This is a genomic window from Butyricimonas paravirosa (assembly GCF_032878955.1).
GTDB lineage: Bacteria > Bacteroidota > Bacteroidia > Bacteroidales > Marinifilaceae > Butyricimonas > Butyricimonas paravirosa.
The window spans coordinates 2,682,850-2,707,036 of record NZ_CP043839.1; the positions used below are offsets into that span (position 1 = coordinate 2,682,850).

The following is a 24,187-nucleotide window of genomic DNA, read 5'->3' on the forward strand; positions in this document are numbered from 1 at the left end:
AAGATATTATTCTATTATTCAAATAAACACATTAACGCACATTCATTCGAAATTTCCGGTAAGGTAAATAAATACCCAGCCATTTCATCATGGCTATAATTTTATGTTTCCCCGTCGGGTTCACAGGCAAGTCTATTGTTTTACCTGCAAAATGATTAATCACTTCTCTAAATACCCGACAAGACTCTTTTACCCGATACTTTGCATCGGCACTCAGCAATGTTGTCAACATTATTCGGGAGTTAAAAGGTGAGCAAACTTCCGAAGCAATCCAACATTCCTGTTTTGACTGTGCAGTCGAAGGTCCCCAATCCAACTCCCAAAACAACATATCCAGCGCATTTAAATGATTTGCTTTAAAAAGAGGACGATTCGTATCATACCATGCTTGCAATTCCCGTACGGCATAAGGATAGTTTCTACACTCCATCAACGCCGCAAGCTCCCTTCCCGATACATTCTCTGTATAATTGTAGTAACTACGGGCAATCTCTCCTAAATTACCATTTAACATTATTGCATCCTTAAAATAAGTTCCGTTCCCCGAAAGAATCATTGCCGCTGTCCGATCTCTGGCATAATCAACACTATTCTTATACACTTCTTTCAAAATAGGATCGACCTCTGGCGAATACCGGAACACTTGAAATGATTTCCCAACTAATTCTGTCAACTTTTTAGGAATAACCAGATCCGGGTGGTTTTCTTTAAAAGAAGGATGTTTATAAATAAAATAAGTACACTCTTTCAAACCAAGACTAGCGGCAAAAACCATTCGGCTATCAAAGCCAGCCGTCACGGGGATCACTACTTTTTTATAACGTTTCGCTATCGCCTCGATATATCCTTTAAACATCGGAATCACCTGTTCCACAACATCCTGCAAGGCTTGTCTCTGAATAGGCTGTGCCGGGAAGAAACGCACGACTTTACGTGCAGTCACATCCAGGTAGGAATTTGCCATTAAACGAAATATTCCTTGTTTCCAAGTCTTGTTGGAGATCGCATATAATCGATATTTATAAACCGATGAATTAAAAAATGCTTTTGCCTCCGGGTCTACAACATCTTCCAAGGGGAAAAAATGTTCTATTAATTTCACTTGAGAGGCAAAAACGTCAAAAGAATCCTTATAATAAAGGATTCGCTGCGCACAAGCATCCGGTATAATTTTTACCCCCACAGCATCTTTACAAAGTACAATAAAATGACCACAATATTGATCCAGTTGCCGCATCAAATCTTCCACGTCAACAGATTCCGATAATCTCTTTACAATATCTTCATTTGTATATTCAGTATTCCGATAGTCAAACAGATAACCCAATACTGCCACAGACAAATGTTTCCCATCCTGATGTACATAATCCAGATTCGGATGTACGTAAACATGATAATTATCAAACAAAAACTGTTTCCACCCGTCTAGAGCCAATTCTTTCTCTGAAATTATATACTGCCTGTTAAAAAGCTCTGTTTCCATCATTTGTCCATTTTAAGATTCTTACAAATATAATTAATTCATCCGGTATGGGAAATAGTCCTATGACTCCCGGTATTTTACATTTTTCACGTTCTCTTTCAATCGCCTCAGATCAGACCATTTTTTCCATGCTCCTTTCAAGTTATTCCACTCATCCTTATCGTAAAAATGCCATTTATACAACAAAAACGGATATCCGCCCAAAATAACCAATTTCACCAATATACTTATCCCAATAGCTGTTTCATTAAATAATATACCGATCAGGTATAATATTGTTCCCACAACAAGCACCTTCCCCACTTTCGACAATTCATAGGGAATAGGGTAATACCGTTGAGCAAATATATAACATGCCAACCACGAAATTACTTGAACAAACATTGTAGACAAAGCAGCCCCGTACATTCCCATTGAAGGCACAAGCACCATATTTAAAAAGAAATTTAGGATTGTAATACCAACTATGATATAACTTATAATTTTAGTTCTTTTCATTATTTGTAATCCTATCATACAGCACTCTCGCATCACATTGAAAAAAATAGCATAAGTAATAAAAGGGATTACATAAAGAGCCTCAATATAATCAGGATTGGTCGTCACCCATACGATCCCTTCTCTAGAGAACAGATTCAAGCCTAAAGCACAAAACATCAAACCAAAAGAGAAGTAAGTCAATACTTTTGAATAAAAACGTTTATTGTCCGGATCGTTCATTTTCTTCATCAACAAAGGAGTCAACGCTAATTGAACTGATGTTACCACAAAAACTTTAAGTGTATTTCCCACTTTGTACCCTAAGCTATAAAAACCAACATCCTCTAACCCTTGAAAATGGTTTATTATATAACGATCAAAAACAGTAAGCAAATTCCCAATCACTGCAGAAAAAACTAACGGATAACTGTATAAGAATAATTGAACCGTACATGCCCGATCCATTTGGAAGGAACTATTTTTAATGATCAATGGCAAAACCATTAGTAGCTGGATGACACTTCCCACTAATTGCGCCTCATACACACCTGCAATTCCTCTGTGCAAAGAAATAGTAAAATAAATGGTCAAGACCAATGTTACAAACAGCCTCATAATATTCGTTGTCGAATAATAAATAGGCTTACTTTGTAATCTCAACAAATTTTGCGGGACCTCGACAACAGCCCCTAACATAGAAGTTAATATCAGTAATTGAAGAACATACGGAAGATCTTCACCTAAAGAATATCCTTCTTGCTGCACCAACAATACCGATAAGCCATCAACATTCAACCACAATAGCCCCCCAACAGTTAAAGAGATCAATATCGTAAACAACAATGTCGTGAAAAAAATAGTCTTTTGTTTATCCCGATATTCGGCATCCCAATACCAACGGATCAACCCGGAATATAAAGAAAGTCCCATCACCGCAATCAAAATTTGTGATGTCACCTCCAATAACCCCATCAACCCGTAATCAGCAGTAGAGAAATATTCGGCATCCGTATAAAGGGGAATCAGAATAAAACCGACAAGCTTGACAGCCACATTTCCGATACCATAAAGTACCGAATCTTTCATGACTTGCTTTATATCTTTAAACATTTCTTTCCTCCATGATTTCTTGATATATTTCTATCATATCTTCCACATTCTTATCCCAATCATATAATTCCCGAACCCTCTTTTCTCCATTTTGAGCCAAAGTAACCCGTAATGTTTCATCATTTACCAGGGTTTCCATGGCCTCTGATGCTTGTTGTGGATTCTCACGTTCAACGATAAGGCCGGACTCTCCCGATTTCACGATTTCGGTGAATCCCGGAGCATCTGATACAACAACAGGACAGCCCACGGCCATTGCCTCCACTACAGCAACCCCAAAACTTTCTGCCCGGGAAAGCGCCACGAATACATCAAAAGAACTGATGACTTCCGGCAAATGATCATGTACGACCTTTCCTTCAAATATGATTTTTTCTGCCAACCCCCAATTTATTGCTTGTAACTGTAATTTTTCTCTCTCACTTCCCTCTCCCACGATCCGTAAACACAAGTTCAGATCTGGTCGCCGTTTACACAACAAAGCAAAAGCATCAATCAACGTATCTATCCCATACCCATATTCCAAAGTTTTCACAATTCCAAACACGAATCCATCTGTCTCTTGATGCTTTTTTGGAAATCTCTTGAACAATGTCATATCCACTCCGAATGGGGTAACAGGGATTTGTTTTTTATCCGTATATCTTGCAAGTTCTCCGGCCATCACGTGGCTTGTAGACAAAACCCGATCCGCCTTTTTCAATATATATTTAATCACACAAGCCCTGCTCCATGAACGCCGGGGATAGTCATATACATCTGTTCCCCATGCCGAAACGACGAAAGGATGAAAACCCGCCAACGCCCCGAATAAACCATTATCCGATAAATAGTGAGCATGAACGATATCCGGATGAAATATTTGAATGGAATTTCTGATGTCTTTTATCAACGCCCGGTAATAAATAAATAATTTGACTAAAATAAAACCCTTGATCCCTTTACTATCACGTGATTGCCAGAACGATTTTACCTGTACATGCTTAATCCCCCTATAATAGTCAACCTTTTCACAAGGATAAAAACTGTATAACATAATCTCCACTCCCCGCTTAGCCAACGCACTTACCCATCGTTGAGTATGTATCGCGGCGGGATTTGATAACATGAACACTTTCATAATTCAATTCTTGATAAACAAAAATAGCAATTATTCATCGAGTAGTAAAGATTTCATATTATATTTTTTATTTTTGTCGATGAATAAACATGGCCTTAAAAAAGATTCAAAATGAAACAGCTAAAACTGAAAGCATTCTATCCCCATTTATTTGCAATTATATTATTGATCCTGATCGGTTTTATATATTTCTATCCCACGTTACAAGGAAAGGTTGTCAATCAATCGGATGTCTCTTCTTTCGTGGGTGCCGCCAAAGAAACGATAGATTACCGGGCCGCAAACAACGGGGAAGAACCGCTTTGGACAAATTCCATGTTCAGTGGAATGCCCACAACCATGATCAGTACCTATTACAAGGGAAACTATCTGGAAAATATTTACGAATTTCTATTCGTTGGTCCTCGGCCTGCAGCCGATTTAATCTTAGGTTTCATCAGTTTTTACTTTCTTATGCTGGCATTTGGGGTCAATCCTTGGTTGTCCATTGTTGGTGCTTTGGCATTTGGACTCTGCTCCTATAATTTCCAAATCATCCAAGTAGGGCATAATGCCAAAATGACCGCTATCGCCCTTATGCCCGCGGTTCTCGCTGCACTTGTCTATGCCTTTCGAAAGAACCGATGGCTGGGAGCCGTGCTGTTTGGCATCACACTCTCTTTCGAGATTATGGCCAATCACCCGCAAATCACATTCTATCTGGCATTTATTACGATATTCTACGGTATTGCTCAATTATACACGGCTATAAAACAAAAGGCTCTACCGTCATTCTTGAAAACAACCATATTGTTAATTGTTGCTGCCGGACTGGCCGGGGCTACGAACGTGAACCATTTATGGCCGACATGGGAATATGGTAAATATACCATGCGTGGTGGTTCGGAATTAACTTTAAATCAAAAGAACCAAACCAAAGGTGGTTTGGATAAAGAATACGCGACAGCATGGAGTTACGGGATAGATGAATCCCTGAATCTGCTGATCCCGAACTTTAAAGGAGGAGCCTCGGCCGGGGCATTAAGCAAAAACTCGGAGACTTACAAATTCTTAAAGAGCGCAGGAGCCCAGAATGCAGAGCAAATGATCAAGCAAATGCCTTTATACTGGGGTCCTCAAGCATTTACAGCCGGGCCGATGTACATGGGAGCTATCGCTATTTTCCTATTCGTACTAGGATTAATCTTGATAAAAGGCCCCATGAAATGGTGGATCGTGGGTATATCCCTGTTAGCCCTATTCTTGGGTTGGGGACGTCATTTCATGGCATTATCAAGTTTCTTCTATGATTATGTTCCTTTGTACAATAAATTCAGAGTACCTTCGATGATGCTGGTTGTACTGCAAGTGACCATCCCGTTATTAGGCATATACACGCTGAACAAAATTCTCAATGGCTGCTTTGAACGACAAGTTCTTGTTAAATCATTAAAAATATCTCTTGGTATTACAGCCGGAATTTGTGCTTTATTCGCCTTGATTCCCGGACTTGCCGGAAATTTCTCCGCCCCCATCGACACACAAGCCGAATGGTTACAACAATACTTACCCGCAGAACGAGAATCTTTACTCCGCACCGATGCTTTCCGCTCATTGGCATTTATATTATTGGCAGGAGCCGTTATCTGGGCATGGGTAATCCAAAAACTAAAAGTAACCCAAGTTGCTATAATCATGGGGTTACTGATTCTTGCAGATATGTGGACCGTGGATAAACGTTATTTAAATGCTGACCATTTCGTTACACAACGAGAATTTAATAGCCAATATAAGTTACGTCCTGCTGATAATGCTATTTTAACCGATAAAGATCCTAATTACCGGGTGTTGGATTTATCCGTAGACGTGTTTAACGATTCCCATACCAGTTATTTCCACAAAACAATCGGGGGTTACAGTGCCGCAAAATTACAACGCTATCAAGACATGATTGATTACTTTATCATTCCCGAAATACAGAATCTCGGGAACGCATTAAAGCAATCACCGACACTTTCTTCCATCGAGGGAAGCCTTTCCCAGCAAAAAGCACTAAACATGCTGAATGCGAAATACATTATCATTGATCCGAACTCGGCACCAATCAATAATCGTTTCGCATACGGGAACGCATGGTTTGTTAAAGATTACGAATTAGTTGACACTCCGGATGATGAAATTATCACGTTGAAACAAATCGATCCGAAAGAATCTGCCGTTATCAACAAAGAATTCCAATCTATTATCCAAGACAAGGGATTCAATTTCGACGAAAACGCAACTATTAAACTGACATCTTACGCCCCGAATAAATTAGAGTATAAAACTTCAGCTACCGATGAACAATTGGCCATTTTCAGCGAAGTATATTACCCGAAAGGCTGGAATGTTTACGTGGATGGTAAACCAAGTGAACTATTCCGGGCTGATTACATTTTACGGGCCATGATCGTTCCCGCCGGAGAACACGTGATCACGTTCGAGTATAAACCGCAATCCTATTTCATGGGAGCTAAAATATCAGCGATAAGTTCCAGCATATTACTACTTGCGTTATTAGGATGTATTGTATTTTATATTATTCGTTATTATAAGAAAAAAAATTAACTACCAATAAAATAACGACAGCCGGATAACCCGTTTGTCGTTATTTCCGTATCTATATAGATGGCATGAAAATTGCTAGGTATTACGAAAAATAAATTTTTATGAGAAAATATTATTGGATTCTTTTATTTGCTGTGGGATTACTAAGCTCGTGCGAGAAAGTAAAAGACTTGAGTGATGATGCTAGAATTGAGCGTTTTGAAATCACATCATACACCCCGACGACAGCCGAACTAGGAGAAATCTATCGCGATGACAAGTCTATTATTATACCTGTCGTTCCGGAAGATAATTTATTTCCTTTAACACTCCAAACTGTTTTAGAGACAAGTTCAACAACCCATAAAGTTCTTGGTAATTACGTGAAAGGCCAAGATATTGTATTTAATGGAGGAGAATCTACTATCAACTTTTTCCTTATAGCAGAAAGTGGATTCGTTCATCCATATTCTATTAGTTTGGAAGCTATGGATACTGGAGCAGATATTCTACAATTCAAATTTGAAGGCTCAGAGAAAATGACTATTACAATCAATCCCTGGAGCAAAATAGTCAATATCTCCGTGTTAGATCCCGGTTTCCCGGTTACAATAAAACCTACAATCCGGTTATCAGAGGATGCTACTTTTGCAGGTTACACGGAAGGAGAAGAATTAACGTTTCAAAGTTTTGAGGATATAAAAGAGATCACGGTTGTCTCCGCTGACGGACAAACTCGTCGGACATGGAAGATTCAATTCGGAGCCCTTTTACAAATCCCCAATTCGGACTTTGAATCATGGGGAAAATTCGGAAACGATATTAATTTAAATGAAGAAACTATTGATCCCGTACCGGGATACGGAAAAGGTTGGGCAACTGCAAACAATTACTTCGTACAAGGAACTCGCCCTGTTGAACACAATGGAGGTTATGCAGCCAAGATGACGACAAATGAACAAAATGCTCTTATTTTCGGTAAGTTAATCGCAGCAGGAAGTATCTATACTGGGTGTTTCAAATTCGATGTTGGGGCACTTAATGACCCTCGATCCATGACTCACTTTGGAATCCCTCACACGGTGAGAATTCAATCTATCGAATTTGATGCCAAATATGAACCCGGTCCACAATTAAAACAAGCGGTTAAAAGTGGTTCAAAATACTCTATCGAAGATCGCGAAGGCGTGGATGTCGGACAAGCTTTTGTCGAAATTATTCGTTGGACTGGAGAAGGGACATTCGAATACCATGGAAGACCTGCAGATGGTGTTGAAGTTCTCGGAAGAGGAGAAATCCTTTTTGATGGAAAAGAAACGAAATACCGGAACTGGGCTCATTACAATATCCCGGTTGTATACACGAACCAAACCGATATTCCTACACACATTGTTATCGTGTTCAGTTCCAGCAAAAGCGGGGATATATTCTTAGGAGCTCCGGGTAGTACCATGGAAGTAGATGACGTCAAACTGATTTATTAAATCATTGCAACATGAAACATTACATCATATATACACTTATATTTCTAATCTGTGGAGCATTCTCCGTACAAGGACAAGAGAAGGTACGGAAAACAGATTCTGTCGATTATCGATTTGCATTAGGGGTTCAGTTGGGTACGGATATTGGTGGAGCCGTACCGTTCCCGTTCAAACATATACCCGAAACATTCAACCCTTATCCCAAATTGAATTTATCGTTAGGTGCTAAACTATCTTTTCCCATCACTTCCCGCTGGTCTCTAGGTACGGAACTCACGTATAAAACGATCACCATGAATGCTGATGCGAGGGTCGAAAATCAACGCTATCAAGACAAAGAACTTGTTCAATACTTCTCAGGATCGGCAGAAATGCACATGGATTTTACCATGCTTGAGATCCCCGTGTACACGAAATATACTCTACGTAACGGGAAAGACCGACTTCTATTAGGTCCCTATTTCGCTTGGGTAATGAAGAGTTCATTTGTAATCGATCCGGAGAAAGGATACATCGGAACCGGAGGTCCAGACAAAGTTGATTCAATCATGCCGGATGATATGGACGATATGGATTTTGACTCTTCCTTGGACTCTTGGGATCTGGGAATCTTAATGGGATATGAAAGAAAACTTTCAACCCGTTTCGAACTTGGACTTCGTTTCTCTTGGGGATTCAAAGATATATTCAAAAGCAATAATCAATATTTTGATTATAGTATGTTACACATGAGAGGTACCGTGGTTATCAGCTATAATCTATTTGATATTAAACCTCCTAGATTTCCTAAATTCAGTAGAAAATAATAAAAGAAATGCCGATTTAACAATCGGCATTTTTTTATTGCATCAACTCCTCCGTCGTATCCACCAACTTGTACAATTTATCAGACCTTCGCAATTTCGTTTCGCACGGCATGGAGAAAATAGCCCCTTTACCCACTTGTTCGACAGGTGCCAGCTCCAACCTTAACTCCGGGACAATCATTTGCACCACTCCCGTGTTCGGTCCGACGATCATTACTTCTTCTCCCACTTTCAAATCATAGGATTCCAGTTTAAATTCTCCTACCTGCAATTTACCGAAATAGTTTGTCACTTTACCGATACAAATCTTCTTTTTCGTGGCTTTAGACCCATACACCTCGCTCCACTCCCCCAAACGCTGGCCCAGATAATAGCCATCCCAAAATCCCCGGTTAAACACGGTAGCCAATCGCTCTTTCCAATTCGCAATCTTCTCCGCCCCGTAGCTCCCGTCAAGATAAGCATTCAACGCCTCGTCATAACACTCGCAAACCGTCTTCACATATTCTGCCGGACGGGCACGCCCTTCAATCTTGAAAACCCGCACCCCGGCATCGATCATTTTATTAATAAAACCAATCGTACACAAATCTTTAGGAGACATGATATATTTCCCATCAACCTCCAATTCTATATCACTCTCGGTATCTTTCACCGTATAAGAACGTCGACATATTTGATAGCAAGCCCCCCGGTTTGCCGAAGCATTCATCTCATGGAGACTTAAATAACATTTACCCGAAACCGCCATACACAATGCCCCATGAGAAAACATCTCGATCTGGATCAATTCTCCCTTGGGACCACGCAAATCATTTTCAACAATTTGACGATGAATCATCATCACTTGATCCATATCCAGCTCACGAGCCAACACCACTACATCCGCAAATTGGGCATAGAACTTCACCGCCTCATAATTGGTAATATTACATTGCGTACTGATATGCACTTCCACCCCTATCGAGCGGGCGTACAAGATTGCTGCAATATCCGAGGCAATAATCGCTGACACCCCAGCATCCTTCGCACACTCGATCACTTGATGCATTTTATCCAGCTCGTTATTATATATAATCGTATTCACCGTGAGATAAGTCTTCACTTCCCGGGCGTTACAACGTTCCACGATATTCCTCAGATCATCCAACGTGAAATTAGCCGATGAACGGGAACGCATATTCAATCCTTCCACCCCAAAATAAACAGAATTCGCTCCAGCCTGCAAAGCCGCCTCCAAAGATTCATAAGAACCAACCGGAGCCATCACTTCAAAATCTTTCCTTTTCATATCGTTTCTTTAAGCAGACAAAAGTAACTCCCTTAATTGAAAATTAAAAATTTAAAGGCTACTCTCTCATTTTAATATCATTCAAGCCGATAAACTATTTTCTTTCTCTCCCGTATATTTACACGAAAATCAATGATAGCATACCATGAAATCTCCATCCTTGTTGTTATCCATCACGCCGATTCTTATTCTGATCGGTTTCCTGTTCCTAAACGTGATCTACTTTGATGATCTTTTGGGTGGAGCTAATCAAATCGCTCTCATGATCACGTCAACGATAAGTGGCATCATCGCAGGCTTTCACCACGTGAAATGGAATACCATACAAAATAAAATACTAAGCATGATCAATTCCGCCATGCCTGCCATCCTGATTTTACTACTTATCGGGGCATTAAGTGGTACATGGATGCTCAGTGGAGTGATCCCAACCATGATTTATTATGGAATTAAACTCATGTCACCCTCTTTCTTTCTGATCGCCTCCGTTATTATATGTAGTATCGTTTCCGTTGCCACGGGTAGCTCCTGGTCAACCATTGCCACCGTGGGCGTTGCTATTATCGGAATCGGTAATGCTTTCAACATGAATCCCAGCATCGTTGCCGGAGCTGTCATTTCCGGTGCTTATTTCGGGGACAAGATGTCACCCCTCTCGGACACCACAAATTTAGCCTCCGCCATTGCAGGAACAGACATATTCACACATATTCGTTACCTACTATACACCACGACACCCACGTACATAATTACCTTAATTATATTCGGGATCATCGGACTCTGGTACCACAACACCGGAAATATCACGGATACCGATTCCATTCTTTCAGGGATCGGGAACACGTTCCATGTTTCCCCGTGGCTATTCCTCGTTCCCGTTTTATTGGCTTTCATTATTATCAAGAAAGTTCCACCAGTCCCTGCCATGCTCGCTGGCATCGGGCTCGGCATACTCTTTGCCTTGATCTTTCAAGGCCAATTGCTAAATAAACTCATACAGGAAGAACATTTCTCTAATACCTACCAGCTTGTCGTGCAAACAATATTCGGGAAAATGGAACTTTCAACAGGCTCACCCAACATTGATGCATTACTATCGACCCGGGGTATGGAAGGGATGCTAAACACGGTTTGGCTTATCATCATGGCCATGATATTCAGCGGGGTAATGGAAGCTGGCGGCTTTTTAAAAAGGATTAGCGAAGTCTTACTTTCATTTGTCAAAAACGATACTTCGCTGGTATCCACAACCATCTCGACATGTATCCTGTTCAACATTACTTCCTGTGATCAATACCTTTCCATCGTGGTTCCGGGGAAAATGACTCAAAATATCTATAAAAACAGGGGATTAAAGCCGGAAGTACTAAGCCGTGCCCTTGAAGATTCTGCCACAGTCACGTCCGTTTTAATCCCTTGGAATACTTGTGGAGCCACCCAAGCTAAAGTTTTGGGAGTTGCCACGTTAGATTATCTTCCCTACTGTTTTTTCAATCTAATTAGTCCTATCATGAATATCTTCATCACTTCTATCAATTACAAAATCCGTCGTTTTCCTCCTTTTTACCCCAAAAGCAACTCTTAACGATGCACGTTAAACTTTCATTAAATCTTTATTTTCATTGCAAAAACAAAAAATTCCTTCTATATTTAGCTGTGATAAAAAGAACTATTTATCACACTAAGAAACACACCATGACATTAAAACCATTCTATGCTAAATTAAAATCCCTCGCCAAATTACCAATCGGATTGGTGAGTGTTTTTCTTATTTTTAATACGCATACGGCAATTAGCCAAATTCAAGATAAACAAACTGTTCAAGACTCCACGGAAGACAACCAAATCCATTTCCTCGTCCAAGAAATGCCTGTATTCCCAGGTAATCTAAATACATGGATATACAACAATATACGCTACCCGGAAACTGCCAAGGAGAAAAAACTCGAAGGGAAAGTGTATGTCAGATTCGTTATTGAAAAGGATGGAGCCATCAGCAATGTCAAAGTTATTCGGGGTGTTTCTCCCGAACTAGACAACGAGGCGAAAGCAGTTATCGCCTCTATGCCGAAGTGGGAACCGGGAAAACAAAACGGCTCTCCCGTGCGTGTTTCATACACGGTCCCTGTCTATTTTGCTTTAAAAAGTACCTCCCCTAGCGTAGAAAGAAGAACTTTCGACAGATACTTGAAAGTATTGAATGCTGAAGAAGAAAAATTGAAAAACGGACTTGACTCGGTTCCTCAAGCTTCTTTCGATATGTATCGCCTCTATCTGAAAAAACGTTACGGATCAGATAAGGCCGTTTATAAAGGAATCATCACTTCCGCCCGAGAACAACAACAGTCCTCGGAAATCATGTTAAGCATCGTCATGCCCACCATGTCCCTTCCCGTCAGCGATAAAAACAAAATACTACAATTCTATAAAGAAGAATGGGACGAACAAATCCGGCTTATAGATAGCCTACCAACAGAAGATTTCACTTCGGAGTATGTACGGATCACCCCTCGTTTCAGAGCAAACACGACCCTACGAGAAATCAAAATCCGGGATTATCTGGGAGAGAAGAAGTTCAAAAGATACGTCGAAGACTGTATTTTCAATCCCGGAAAACTCATTCGGGCTATTATTGCCAACCCGTTTGTTGGTAAATGGGAAAAAATAAGAGAAAATGGGGTTGAAACGAAACAACTCTTACAAAAAGAATATTTCGACGACTTCACGTTCAGTTGTTCTAACGGGGTCAACGGGACCTACAAGATTGCCCACGGACAATTTTTATCGGAACACGCCCCTTCTGTGAAAATAAAAGACATCGTGGAATCCTCTGCTCATTACCAATATGATGCAAACAACCGGATTCTTGTCCTCACAGGCGAAGCAAAACTAAAATTAGCAGATGGAACCCACAAAAACGTTCAAGTCAAGGAAACGTGGCGTAGGATAGAGTAAAAATAAAGTTTTTTTTATACCTTTGTTTGATTCATTATGGGATATTAAATCAAATAAAAATTATATGAACGAGGAAGTACAATTTTATCTCGACGAAGCAAAAGAGAGAATGGAAGCTGCTCTGAGTCACCTGGAATCAGAACTTAGTAAAATCAGAGCGGGAAGAGCCAACCCGAAAATCTTACAAGACGTGCTGGTTGACTATTATGGTAGTCCTACCCCGTTATCACAAGTAGCCAATATTTCAACCCCAGATCCGAGAACAATTGCAGTTCAACCTTGGGAAAAAAGTATGATCTCTCCCATTGAAAGAGCAATCATGAACGCTAATCTCGGCTTGAACCCGGATAACAACGGAGAAATTATTCGTATAAATATCCCGCCTCTGACAGAAGAGCGCAGACGCGACCTTGTAAAACAAAGTAAAGGCGAGATGGAAACAGCGAAAGTAAGTATCCGCAACGCCCGCCGGGATGTCATTGAGCAAGTGAAAAAAATGGTAAAAGACGGACTTCCGGAAGATATGTCCAAAGATGCTGAAGCCATCGCTCAAAAAATGACAGACGAGTACGGCAAGAAAGCCGATGAATACTTTGCGAAGAAAGAAAAAGACATCATGACAATCTAAAAAAGATAAAAACTAAAAATTAAAAGCTAAAAGTGAAATACCTTTTAGCTTTTAATTTTTTATCTACATTCCCCCAAATTTACGGTTTCATCCGAACCAATTCAATAGCTTCTTTGCCCGTCATATGTTCGATAGTTAATTCAATCATACTCACTTGGCCAAACAATTTATCAATCTCCTGCATACGTCCACGTTCGTCATCCGGGGTATATTTTGCTGCCAATATCTCAAGAGCCATTCTCTTTTCCATATCATCTTCCAGAACACGTGCTTTCCCGAAAACAATAACACTCCGAAAATAAGTCGTGTACTCTTGAGGCATCACTTGATCTGCCTCGATAACACAAAAAGAAACCTTCTCATTTCTCGCAATAGCATCTAATTTATGCCCACTTCGGGCACAATGAAAAAAGATCTTAGAATCACAATACACGTAACTAAGCGGGACCGCATAAGGATAGTCATTATCACCGTCAACAGCCAATACCCCTGATGTCCCGTTATCCAACACGGCAACACATTCCTCCAATGACAGCATCTGCTTTTTACGTCGCATCTCCCTAAACATTCGTACCCTCCTTTTATTGAATTAACTCCTTCAATTTCTCCAAGTCTTCCGGGGTATCAATCCCTATTGATTCATGATTCGTGATACTGACAGCAATCGTGTAACCATTCTCCAACCATCGTAATTGTTCCAAAGATTCCGCCTGTTCCAGAACACCCTGCGGGATAGAAGTCACCGCCTTCAGAATTTCCGGACGATAAGCGTACATCCCCACGTGTTTATAAAACGGGGTTTTAGCCAGCCAATCTGCACGCTCCACGCCCCTGCAATAAGGAATCGGATTTCGACTAAAATAAAGAGCAGTATGATTGGCGGAAAACACTACCTTCACTTTATTCGGGTCAAAAATCTCATCATTTTTCTCGAAAGGCTTGGCCAACGTGGCAATCTGCACGGCAGGATCTTCAAAGCACGCAATCAACGATTCGATCTGCTCCGGGATAATAAAAGGCTCGTCTCCCTGCACGTTAACCACCACGTCAAAATTGCACTGCAACATCTCTTTGACTTTCGTGTACGCCTCGTAACACCGATCCGTTCCACTCCGATGCGCATCGGAAGTCATTACCGCACACCCACCAAAAGCAAGCACGGCATCATATATACGCTTGTCATCCGTCGCCACGTATACGTGATCAGAAACAACCGCAGCCTTCTCATACACGTGTTGAATCATAGGTTTTCCGGCAATATCCACCAGCGGTTTCCCAGGAAAACGGGTGGAAGCATAACGGGCCGGAATCAATATCAATGAATTCTCTTCTATCGCCATGTTATTTTAATCTATCTCTATTCTCTTCTTCTGAATGTAAACGCCGTAAATGATCTGAATTAGATAATATCTTCAATTTCAAATTCTGCGGATAATTCGCATGTTTCTCCAAGAAAGAATTTACCATCGTGTACACATTCTTACTCGTATGACCCGCTAATCCGGCACTTAACCAAGAACCCGGGAAGAAAATATCCCCCGTCTGTTGAATCTCCTGCAACGCACCAAGCAATTTCGGAACATACCCCTCCGCCTCCATTCTCCTCCGCGGGTGATTCAACCACCGCAAACACTCTTCCACCCATACTTCATTCACCCGGTTCTCTCTTACAAGTAAGGCGTTAAACACGCTATCACGCACTTGTTTATCACCAGATAAAGAGGGGTATACATATTCAAACCGATCCAGCAAGTCCTTATTCTTAACCGTTCTCATGACATATGCCTTCGTGTCTTCATAAACACTCGTATCTCGCAATACCAAATTAAACGCAATACTAATCTTATCTTGTTCATTGATCGTTACGTCTTCCGGTAAATCCTGTTCACCCTTTAACACGCTTGACAAATAGGAACAACTCTTCGGTGAAGAACAAATTGACAATAACGTATTAAAATACGATTTTTTATTCTTCCCTTCAGCCTTATTATTTACCATATTAATACAAAAACGTTCTAAATCGTCCTGTATTAACTGCCGACTTCCCTCATCCAGATAGGTTGAATAAATAATCTTCAAGAAACTTAACGTCCGGTTCACAACCAAGTTATTCTTCTCTTGTGGTAAATGCTTGATACATAACTTCAGGAAAAACTCCCCTTTCACTTTTTTATGCAAAACCCCTTCGTAGAGAGCTTGCCAGGCAACTGCCCTGTAAAGCGGGTCATTCAGATTTCCTAGCTCATCATCAAGAAATCGAATAGAAAAATCCGTGGGTAAGAAACAACCGTATCCCATGACGTCCCCATCCGGTAACACGACAGCAGCCCCATACCTGAAAGGGGTCAGCGAATCACGTAACGGGATCAATGTTCTCTTCAACCCCATGTAATCCCAAAAAACAGATACAGCCTGAGGCCAAACCCGATTCTTCCCGCTCTCATCCGTCATCACGATTCCGTTCTTCTGGAACTCGATCACGGGAGCCCCACTTTCTTTTATCCATATCTCGTTCCAAGCCTGCAAATCCTGTCCCGTTGTACTTTCCAGCAGTTTGATCAACTCGTCCCAGTCCGCATTAGAATAAGACCATCTGCGAAGATACCTTTGCAACCCGATCTGTAACCGCCGTTCGGAAATCTCCCGTTCCAACATACGCATCACGATCGGGGCCTTGTGGTAAATAATATCCCCGTACAAAGTCCCCGCATCCTTCAGATTATCCAGCTCCTGCAAAATCGGGTGCGTCCCCTTCGTCCGGTCCGTCCGTAATGCCGGCTCGTAATGATTCAAGAAAAAATTCAACCGATGATTCACGTCCGGGTATAACTGGGTCATAATCTTGTCCGACATGAAACCGGCAAACACCTCTTTCAACCACACGTCATTAAACCACCTCATCGTGACGTAATCACCAAACCACATGTGGGCCGTTTCGTGAGCGATAACATCACTGCGTTTCATCCATGCCGACAAATCAGCGTTCCGGTCCAAAAACATCGTTGACGCCCGGTAATACACGGCGCCCGGATGCTCCATCCCGCCGTACTGAAAATCAGGAATCGCCACGACATTATATACATCAAACGGGTAACGTATCCCCGTGTAGTTTTCCATCCAATCCAATGCATGACTTACCTCTCTGGCAATGACCGGAATACTGGCATTGATCTTCGAAGTATCCGTTTCCCGATGGTAAATACCGATCCAGCGCCCCCCCACGTAACGTTCCACGTACGAAAACCTTCCCACGGTAAAAGCAAACAGATAAGTACTCAACGGTTTTGTTTCCTCGAATTCGTATAACTTATAATCATTAAAATACTCCGTACGAACGGGTTCCCCGTTAGCGACCGCCCTCCACCGGGATGGTATTTTCAACGTCAATTTAAATCTCGCCTTTATATCCGGTTGGTCGAAACAAGGCATCAACGTACGACATCGATCCGGAACCAGCAACGTGTATAGCATATCATCGCTTCGATTCAAAGAGGACTCTCCCGCTTTAAATTGGATGACCAGCTCGTTCCGTCCCTTTTTCAAGTGTTCTGGTTGAATAATAATATGTTCATTTTTAAACGTGTACGGAACTTTTCTCCCATCCGAAGACGTAACGGCAAGAATATTCTCTTTTGCCTCTTTAAAATCCAGAATGACCGGAACCAGATCAAACAATTCAAAAAAGATCGTCGATTCAGCCATAATCGCCTCACTCCTGTCCGCCGGAATGGAAAAATACAATTTATAGGTCACGCCGCCTATATTCGCTTTACGTTCTTTGGCCAGTTCCAAAGAAACACCATCTTCTACCTTATCCTGTTCCTTTTCACAAGAAACCAGACTCAGTAGCAATGAGATCACTACCAATACACGACACACCACGTCTTTAATTATTTTTGTTGAACTTCTCGTTGGATATGGCACTCGCCATTAAAAACCGCTCCGGACTCGATCGCGATATAAGCAGCTTTGATCGTTCCCGTGAATACCGACTTTGCCCTCAAGGAAACAGTCCCCGTCGACACGATATTCCCTTCCATGGTTCCTAAAATATCAACATTCGGAGAATTAACCTCTCCCTCCACCTTGGCCATCTGCCCGATAACCAGACGTCCCTTCGTGAAAATCTTTCCTTTAAGTTCTCCGTCAATACGAATGTCATTTGAAGCGTGAAGATCCCCGGTAATCTGAGTTCCTTCACTGAGTAAATTTAACGCTATTTGCTGTTGTACTTCTTTTCCCATGATTTATCGTTTACTTTATTTTCTTACCAAACGTAACCGTTTTATATCATACTTCACGGCTCTCACGAGCAGTTTTCCTGCCTGCACATCCCCTTCCAAAACGGCATTTTCTCCAATAATTAAAAAACAGGTCTCCACGTTTCCCCCCACCAATCCCTCTATCTCCAATTCCCGACAAGAAATATTTCCTGTTACTACAGCCCCCGACTTCACCTCCACCTTACCTTTTGCAGTAACATTACCTGAAATTTTGCCAAATAAACACAAGTTCCCGGGCAGGATAATATCTCCCTCGATCTCGGAATCTTTCAAGACAACTGTCTGCCTCATTTCGGTACAGTCCTGACTCGCACTTTTTCTCATTTAGCATCCATAATAATCGACCAAATATACAACAAGTAATTTAAAATTGGAAATCCCGATTAAGGATTAATGACGTAAAAACAAAAAGGACTGCCCATTGATCCGAGCAGTCCTTCCATTTAAATAGTAAACGCAAATAATCAAATTTATTTTTTCCGTTTCAGAAACACCATCACTATAATCAATATGACTCCCACCAATAACAACGCAATAAAGAGGGTCTTCCTACCTTCTCCAGAATCTTGCTGTACCTGACTTGCTCGATTCAATTCCTCCTTCTTCAATACCACCCCATTCTGAGCATGTTCCACTTGTACTTCCCGAACACCATCTATATTTTTACGATAAGCCTCAACACGATTTTTATCTGTATGCAAGGCAACAAAATCCTGTAACTTCCGGTTATCACAAACAAATCCGGTACAAGCCGGGCGATAATCTTCTAATAAACGGGTATGTAAGTTTGCAACATCGGCCAACTGCTCTTTCGTTGCCGGCCAGTAGCCTTTACGTGCTGTTTCAAGCATCACCGCCGTAATCTCCTCTAAAGCCGCGGGACTCTCCTGTTTGAAAAATTCATGAATACCCAACTTCAAATTGTCTTTCACATACACGTCATACACCCGATCCCAAAAATCCTTCCCTATAACTGACGGTTTCATAACATTCCAACCGTAACTATTCCGAATGGTTTCAGCAAAAATAGAAGCAGACGATGCCCCTCCTTTCATTTTTTCCCGAATAAAAGCAGGATTAAAAATTGTTGTACGTCCCTCCACACCGATAGCTTCTTTTAATTCCTGTATTCTCACATGATTACGATTCCTATAATCACTCAGATAAGTCTCCGGTTCTTTACCGGTCACTTCTCGTACGGCTAAATTCAATCCTCCCATAAATTCATACACATGGTCTAGGCTTAAAGCCCCCCACGTATTACTTTGACGGGGTTGAATGACAACATCTGCATCGTGAAGAGCTACCTCAAAAGCATCCCGGCTATATTTTCCCCACGCCTTACTGTCGCCATACATCATTCCCATATTGCTCAAATACCGATCAGCGATCTCCGACTCCCGTTCCCAGGCATCTCCTTTTTCTACTAATCCCGTAATTCCTGTACCATACCCGGCACCACCGAATACTCTCACCATGGACAACTCCCGAGCCTCTTTCGGAGAAAAACCCTTATCCACCAGCAACTTCTCTGCCTCCATTGTACCGGAAACAACATAATTCCCACACGTATCATTTTTAGCCTGAGCCGCCAGCGCTATCGCTTTCGTGAGCAACTCCAACCGTGATGCAGCAACATCCCGCAACTGTCCGGATGTCTGCACAACAATATCAATTCTCGGACGTCCCAACTCGGCTGATGGTATTAACCGCAAATCTGTCACCCGGTTCATCCCGTCACGTACGGGTGCGACCCCTAACATATACATTGCCTGAGCCAAAGTTGCCCCCTCCGTTTCTATAAACTCCCCGGCCCAGAAAGTGTAACTTACCTTACGGGGATAAGTTCCATGCTTTTTACGATACTGGTCAATGGTTGTCTGGGCCAAAGCTTTACCCTCGTCCCAAGCCCTCACGCCCGGAGTGGACTCCGCGTTAATAGCAAACAAATTGCGTCCGGTGGGTAACGTGTTCGGGTTACGCACGGCATCCCCTCCCGGAGAAGGAGCCACAAAACCACCATTCAATGCGTTCAGCAAAGACTGCATTTCCTGTTCGGGAGACTCACGTAAACACCGGGCATAATCCTGCACGTGCCCTGCAACCTGTTGAATCTCATTCACCGCTTTGGCAAATTCTTTATCTTCTTGCGGTACTTCCGGTAACACAGGTTTCTTTCCCTCTTGTTCCGCCTTTTTACGAGCCTCGATACGTTTTTTCACCCAATCGGGCATCTTACCGACCTTGGGCATCCCGACAGGCATTTTCATCCCACCATCACTTTTTTTCACCCCTTCCGATATATTATTACCCGCATCAGAAGCCATCGCCATCATTTCACTCATCGACAATTGTTTCGGGTTAAGAGCCATTTCTGTCGCACGGGCTCGCATCACGTCTGCCTGACTCACTCCCAATTGTTCCAATGTCAATTCTTTCCCCGAACGCAACAACTCTTCAACCTGTTTCCGAGCGTTAGCCACGTAATGGCGATTCACGTATACATTATCAGAAAATTGCTCGGCAGTAATCCGTCCTTTTTGCTTGTCAAGACGAGCAAAACTGTAAGCTAACGGCTCTGCACACATGGCAATAACCGTAGAGCGAATATCTTCTCCAGTAAAAGGCTGCCCTAAAGTATACAACCGCCCTGTCATTTTTTCATTGGCAATCTCTTCTGCAAAACTCTCTACTTTCCGGATCTCTTCCTCTGTACAAGGCTTTGTAGCCACACTATCCATCTGTAAATCATGATGCAGACCAAGACTTAACACCTTACTTTTAATCCGTTTTGCCCAAGTCGGTTGTTCTGTCTCTCCTGCACGATCATAGTCTGCAATCAGCCGGAACAATTCTTCATACTGTCCCCGAGTCCGGCTCTCCATAAAAGGTGGAGTCAAATATGACACCAATGATGCATACGTCCGACGCTTAGCGACGATACCTTCTCCCACGTTAGCGATCGTGTAATAATAAAAATGAGGAACAGTCCCTATTAATCGGTCCGGCCAATCCCCTGATGACAAAGCCACTTGTTTTCCGGGAGTAAATTCCAAACTGCCATGCGTGCCAAAATGAATTAAAGCATCCGCCAGAAAACCCTTCTGTATCCACAAATAGGGTGCAATATAAGCATGGGGAGGAGCCACATCAACCCCGTGTAAAATCTGGAACTCATTATCTCCGGCAGCCGCAACAGGTTGGGGCATTAACACTACATTTCCAAAACGCAAACAAGAAAATGCCAAAGCCGGTTCTCCATTTTTTACCCCACTCATGTATTCTCCAGGCGCCTCTCCATATTGTTTCACGACTTCTGCATATTTCTCCGGGGTAAGAACCTCTTTGGCCCATCTCTCATAATCGGCTTTATTAATCCATTCCGGATGGGCGGTTGCCATGAATTCCGCCATTTTCCCTTTGGCATAACTCCCAAAAATACTTCCTTCACGTTGGAGCAAAGCCTCAAATTCTTTTTCCGTTGCCGGAATATTCTCCACGGTATAACCTTCCGCTTTCAATCGTTTCAAAAAAGCATAAAGCGATGGAGCGACTTCAAGTCCGGCAGCGGTCAATGCACTTTGTCCGGCTCCTTTCAAGTAGACAATTGCCAACCGTTTATCTTTATTCTCTTTACGTTGAAGTTGTATTTGATTATAAATACCGTCAACCAGATTCTTTACCCGGTCCGCCACGGGAACAAATTGATAATACCCGTTCTTATCAGCATCCTGCACGGAAAGCACTTGTGAACGAGTACCCCCGTCAATTTCCGGCAATACCACACTAGCCGACAGGTACCCTCCGGCCAATCCCCTTGGGTCCTTTTCCCATTCATCCCGTTCCTGCAAAAGAGTTAACGGACAAAACAACGGGATATTACGTTCCCGTAACCACTCCACGCTTTTATCACTTCCCAAACGCCCCATCGGCAGATAAATCACGGCATCGGGAGAAACCTCCTGCAACATCTGTAAACGTTTTCCTGCCGCATAAACGGGATACACGTTAAAACCTGCACGTTCCAAACTGACAACCAGAGTATCCACATTCGCCCGGTTACCACTTAAAGGAGAAGTCATGCCGGAAACAATAGCTATGGAAGGAGCCCCCTCCTTATAAAAACCATTTTTACGATAATAGCTGTTGTACCCGTCCAAATCCGTAAAATAGTTATCATCTCCCAAATGCCAATAAAAATTAGAAGGCAAATGTTGCGGATCAGCCGGCATCGTTGTAAAAAGCTTATGCTTGTCGAGTTCTGCACGGCAGAAATAAAGCAGATTACGGTAATTCGTCTTATTACCATTTCCGTAATAATCTCCAATGCGTTCCTGCTGAAGACTATCCACATTATGATTTGTAATTACCCCAGAAGAAAATATTAAAGTATACACCGCGGTTCCCTTCGCCCCTGCAGTCTGAATAGCCGCGGCTTGTTCTCCGTTTAAACGTAATCCGGGACCAAAAAATAAAACAACATCGTAATTTTTCAACTTACTTGCATCCTCCGGTTTCAATGCATCGACTTGTATCATCCGACTGTCATTCGCCAAAGCGATACTAGATGCCTGATAAGCGGGGAAATTAATTAATGCAACCCGAGTCGGGGCAAGGTAACGGGAATAAAGTCCCCAGATACAGCAAAGTAGGATAATCACTATCCCCACCTTTAACAATATCTTTTTACGTGTACGAACAAAAGATTTCAATCCCATAACATCAGATTTTAATAAACCAAATTACCCCGGAGCCTAAACTCCGGGGGACAAACACTATTATTTACCTCCTGTCACTTTGCAGGATAGATATATTCAAATTCTATATTTCCCTTTTCATTCGTACCTTTATAGGTCTTCATTATAATCTTTGCCCAATGTTCACCATCTGCCGTTTGAATAGCAAAAACGTTATTATTATAATACCACTTCATTTCTGCAGGAGCATTAAACCATGCCCACGTTGGTTGTTCTTTACATTGGAAAGCAGGACTTCCACTTTTATTCTCAAAACTTCCCATCGTGGTCATCATGCTAACCAGCTTATCTATTGTATAACCAGATTTAGGCACACTCGGAACATCATCAAAACTCGTCTTATTCATATCCAAGGCACCACCTTGACCTTTACCGGAAGTTCCGCTATTCGTACGGATATAATAACGCTGAAATGCAATATCCCAATCCAAGCTGGTTGCAGCTTGTTCCTCTGTCAATTCAACAAAATCCCCTTTAGCAAAGGAAAAATATTTCCATGGATCTGTTGCATTTGAAGAAGCTAGATAAACGATGTTATTCGTAACAGGTGTTTCCGGTTCTTCCGGCTCATCACCACCCTGCTCTATGTCTGCATCAGCCTCTCCATCATATATATAACGGAATGTAATGTGGCCAGAATTTCCTAATTTATCTTTATAAGTATCGAAAATCACTTTTGCACAATTCTTTCCGTCAGCAGAACGGAAAACAAAAACATTGTGATTATAATACCAAGTAGATTCCATATATTTATACCAAGCCCAACTATTAGAACCTTCACATTCTATCCCCGGATTATAAGAATCTTTCGTGAAATTTCCCATCGTAGTCATGATATTCAGAGAATCATCTACCACAAACTCGGAATTCACATTTCCAGTAACAGCAGCAAAAGTTGTCGCTCCAGAATCAAGCACTCCACCCTTTCCTTTTCCAGAAGTCCCACTATTGGTTTTCACGTAATAACGATTGAAAGCAACATCCCACTCCAAACTTGTTGTGGCCTGCTCTGTTGTCAATTCAACAAAATCTCCTTTTTTAAAAGAAAAATATTTCCAACCGCTATTATAATCTGCCGATTCAAAAGTACGAGTACGGATAGAATCATCTACCTCCGGACCATCACCGTCACCATCATCATCTGTACAAGCCATAAAGTTAAACGAAAATGCCAGACAAGCCAATAGCATGAGGCATGATTTTAAATTAAACTTTTTCATTCTAT

Annotated in this window: 17 protein-coding genes; 6 read left to right on the top strand and 11 right to left on the bottom strand. The window is 41.8% G+C overall.

All coding sequences use genetic code 11. The annotated features are described in order from the left end of the window. Window positions 1–31 precede the first annotated feature (31 nt). Genes F1644_RS11135 through F1644_RS11145 form a run of 3 tightly spaced genes read right to left on the bottom strand, consistent with a single transcriptional unit; the run spans window position 32 to window position 4,193 of the window. A complete protein-coding gene (locus F1644_RS11135) occupies window positions 32–1,486 on the bottom strand; it encodes a hypothetical protein (protein WP_168044062.1) in 1,455 nt (484 codons plus the stop codon). A 57-nt stretch (window positions 1,487–1,543) separates the two neighbouring features. Next, on the bottom strand, window positions 1,544–3,049 hold the full coding sequence (locus F1644_RS11140) for a lipopolysaccharide biosynthesis protein (protein ID WP_158581829.1): 1,506 nt from the start codon (window positions 3,047–3,049) through the stop codon (window positions 1,544–1,546). Between the two features lie 16 nt (window positions 3,050–3,065). Next, the gene (locus F1644_RS11145) at window positions 3,066–4,193 is read right to left on the bottom strand and encodes a glycosyltransferase (RefSeq protein ID WP_087419014.1); all 1,128 of its coding nucleotides are present in this window, start codon (window positions 4,191–4,193) and stop codon (window positions 3,066–3,068) included. Window positions 4,194–4,304: 111 nt separating this feature from the next. On the opposite strand from F1644_RS11145, the gene F1644_RS11150 reads away from it, so the two are divergent. From F1644_RS11150 to F1644_RS11160, 3 genes are all read left to right on the top strand, one after another. Continuing rightward, a complete protein-coding gene (locus tag F1644_RS11150; protein ID WP_118594283.1) occupies window positions 4,305–6,779 on the top strand; it encodes a YfhO family protein in 2,475 nt (824 codons plus the stop codon). Window positions 6,780–6,880: 101 nt separating this feature from the next. Continuing rightward, complete coding sequence (locus F1644_RS11155; RefSeq protein WP_118304513.1) at window positions 6,881–8,242, top strand: PCMD domain-containing protein; 1,362 nt, start codon at window positions 6,881–6,883, stop codon at window positions 8,240–8,242. Between the two features lie 11 nt (window positions 8,243–8,253). Further along, the gene (locus tag F1644_RS11160) at window positions 8,254–9,048 is read left to right on the top strand and encodes an outer membrane beta-barrel protein (protein ID WP_118304514.1); all 795 of its coding nucleotides are present in this window, start codon (window positions 8,254–8,256) and stop codon (window positions 9,046–9,048) included. A gap of 34 nt (window positions 9,049–9,082) precedes the next feature. On the opposite strand, the gene F1644_RS11165 is transcribed toward F1644_RS11160, so the two are convergent. After that, window positions 9,083–10,339 carry a peptidase U32 family protein gene (locus F1644_RS11165; RefSeq protein ID WP_118304515.1) on the bottom strand — a complete coding sequence of 419 codons (1,257 nt, stop codon included), beginning with the start codon at window positions 10,337–10,339 and terminating at the stop codon, window positions 9,083–9,085. Between the two features lie 145 nt (window positions 10,340–10,484). Between F1644_RS11165 and nhaC the strand changes: the two genes are divergently transcribed. From nhaC to frr, 3 genes are all read left to right on the top strand, one after another. Beyond that, entirely contained in the window at window positions 10,485–11,924 is a 1,440-nt protein-coding gene (gene nhaC / locus F1644_RS11170) for a Na+/H+ antiporter NhaC (protein ID WP_118304516.1), read from the top strand. A 110-nt stretch (window positions 11,925–12,034) separates the two neighbouring features. Further along, window positions 12,035–13,294: an energy transducer TonB gene (locus F1644_RS11175; protein WP_158571876.1), complete on the top strand. Its 1,260-nt coding sequence runs from the start codon at window positions 12,035–12,037 to the stop codon at window positions 13,292–13,294. Between the two features lie 64 nt (window positions 13,295–13,358). Further along, window positions 13,359–13,922, top strand: a complete 564-nt coding sequence (gene frr, locus F1644_RS11180; protein ID WP_027201833.1) for a ribosome recycling factor — start codon at window positions 13,359–13,361, stop codon at window positions 13,920–13,922. Window positions 13,923–14,001: 79 nt separating this feature from the next. Here the strand turns inward: frr and F1644_RS11185 are convergent, their stop codons facing one another. The 7 genes from F1644_RS11185 to F1644_RS11215 form a co-directional block, all read right to left on the bottom strand. Next, window positions 14,002–14,490: a pyridoxamine 5'-phosphate oxidase family protein gene (locus F1644_RS11185; protein ID WP_118304518.1), complete on the bottom strand. Its 489-nt coding sequence runs from the start codon at window positions 14,488–14,490 to the stop codon at window positions 14,002–14,004. 13 nt (window positions 14,491–14,503) lie between these two features. Continuing rightward, window positions 14,504–15,262, bottom strand: a complete 759-nt coding sequence (kdsB, locus tag F1644_RS11190; RefSeq protein ID WP_087419022.1) for a 3-deoxy-manno-octulosonate cytidylyltransferase — start codon at window positions 15,260–15,262, stop codon at window positions 14,504–14,506. Between the two features lies 1 nt (window position 15,263). Continuing rightward, window positions 15,264–17,804 carry a M1 family metallopeptidase gene (locus tag F1644_RS11195; protein ID WP_118304519.1) on the bottom strand — a complete coding sequence of 847 codons (2,541 nt, stop codon included), beginning with the start codon at window positions 17,802–17,804 and terminating at the stop codon, window positions 15,264–15,266. Between the two features lie 8 nt (window positions 17,805–17,812). Next, window positions 17,813–18,166 carry a bactofilin family protein gene (locus F1644_RS11200; RefSeq protein WP_087419024.1) on the bottom strand — a complete coding sequence of 118 codons (354 nt, stop codon included), beginning with the start codon at window positions 18,164–18,166 and terminating at the stop codon, window positions 17,813–17,815. Window positions 18,167–18,181: 15 nt separating this feature from the next. Further along, a complete protein-coding gene (locus F1644_RS11205) occupies window positions 18,182–18,529 on the bottom strand; it encodes a bactofilin family protein (RefSeq protein ID WP_087419025.1) in 348 nt (115 codons plus the stop codon). A 146-nt stretch (window positions 18,530–18,675) separates the two neighbouring features. After that, on the bottom strand, window positions 18,676–22,923 hold the full coding sequence (locus F1644_RS11210; RefSeq protein WP_118304520.1) for a cobaltochelatase subunit CobN: 4,248 nt from the start codon (window positions 22,921–22,923) through the stop codon (window positions 18,676–18,678). Window positions 22,924–22,997: 74 nt separating this feature from the next. Then, window positions 22,998–24,182, bottom strand: coding sequence for an HmuY family protein (locus F1644_RS11215; protein WP_118304521.1), 1,185 nt, complete (start codon window positions 24,180–24,182; stop codon window positions 22,998–23,000). Between the last annotated feature and the right edge of the window lie 5 nt (window positions 24,183–24,187).

Coding starts and splice junctions, on each gene's coding strand:
- F1644_RS11175 (WP_158571876.1), top strand. CDS start 12,035: ATGACATTAAAACCATTCTATGCTAAATTAAAATCCCTCGCCAAATTA.
- F1644_RS11135 (WP_168044062.1), bottom strand. CDS start 1,486: ATGATGGAAACAGAGCTTTTTAACAGGCAGTATATAATTTCAGAGAAA.
- nhaC (WP_118304516.1), top strand. CDS start 10,485: ATGAAATCTCCATCCTTGTTGTTATCCATCACGCCGATTCTTATTCTG.
- frr (WP_027201833.1), top strand. CDS start 13,359: ATGAACGAGGAAGTACAATTTTATCTCGACGAAGCAAAAGAGAGAATG.
- F1644_RS11185 (WP_118304518.1), bottom strand. CDS start 14,490: ATGTTTAGGGAGATGCGACGTAAAAAGCAGATGCTGTCATTGGAGGAA.
- F1644_RS11160 (WP_118304514.1), top strand. CDS start 8,254: ATGAAACATTACATCATATATACACTTATATTTCTAATCTGTGGAGCA.
- F1644_RS11165 (WP_118304515.1), bottom strand. CDS start 10,339: ATGAAAAGGAAAGATTTTGAAGTGATGGCTCCGGTTGGTTCTTATGAA.
- kdsB (WP_087419022.1), bottom strand. CDS start 15,262: ATGGCGATAGAAGAGAATTCATTGATATTGATTCCGGCCCGTTATGCT.
- F1644_RS11140 (WP_158581829.1), bottom strand. CDS start 3,049: ATGAAAGATTCGGTACTTTATGGTATCGGAAATGTGGCTGTCAAGCTT.
- F1644_RS11145 (WP_087419014.1), bottom strand. CDS start 4,193: ATGAAAGTGTTCATGTTATCAAATCCCGCCGCGATACATACTCAACGA.
- F1644_RS11200 (WP_087419024.1), bottom strand. CDS start 18,166: ATGGGAAAAGAAGTACAACAGCAAATAGCGTTAAATTTACTCAGTGAA.
- F1644_RS11150 (WP_118594283.1), top strand. CDS start 4,305: ATGAAACAGCTAAAACTGAAAGCATTCTATCCCCATTTATTTGCAATT.
- F1644_RS11215 (WP_118304521.1), bottom strand. CDS start 24,182: ATGAAAAAGTTTAATTTAAAATCATGCCTCATGCTATTGGCTTGTCTG.
- F1644_RS11155 (WP_118304513.1), top strand. CDS start 6,881: ATGAGAAAATATTATTGGATTCTTTTATTTGCTGTGGGATTACTAAGC.
- F1644_RS11205 (WP_087419025.1), bottom strand. CDS start 18,529: ATGAGAAAAAGTGCGAGTCAGGACTGTACCGAAATGAGGCAGACAGTT.
- F1644_RS11210 (WP_118304520.1), bottom strand. CDS start 22,923: ATGGGATTGAAATCTTTTGTTCGTACACGTAAAAAGATATTGTTAAAG.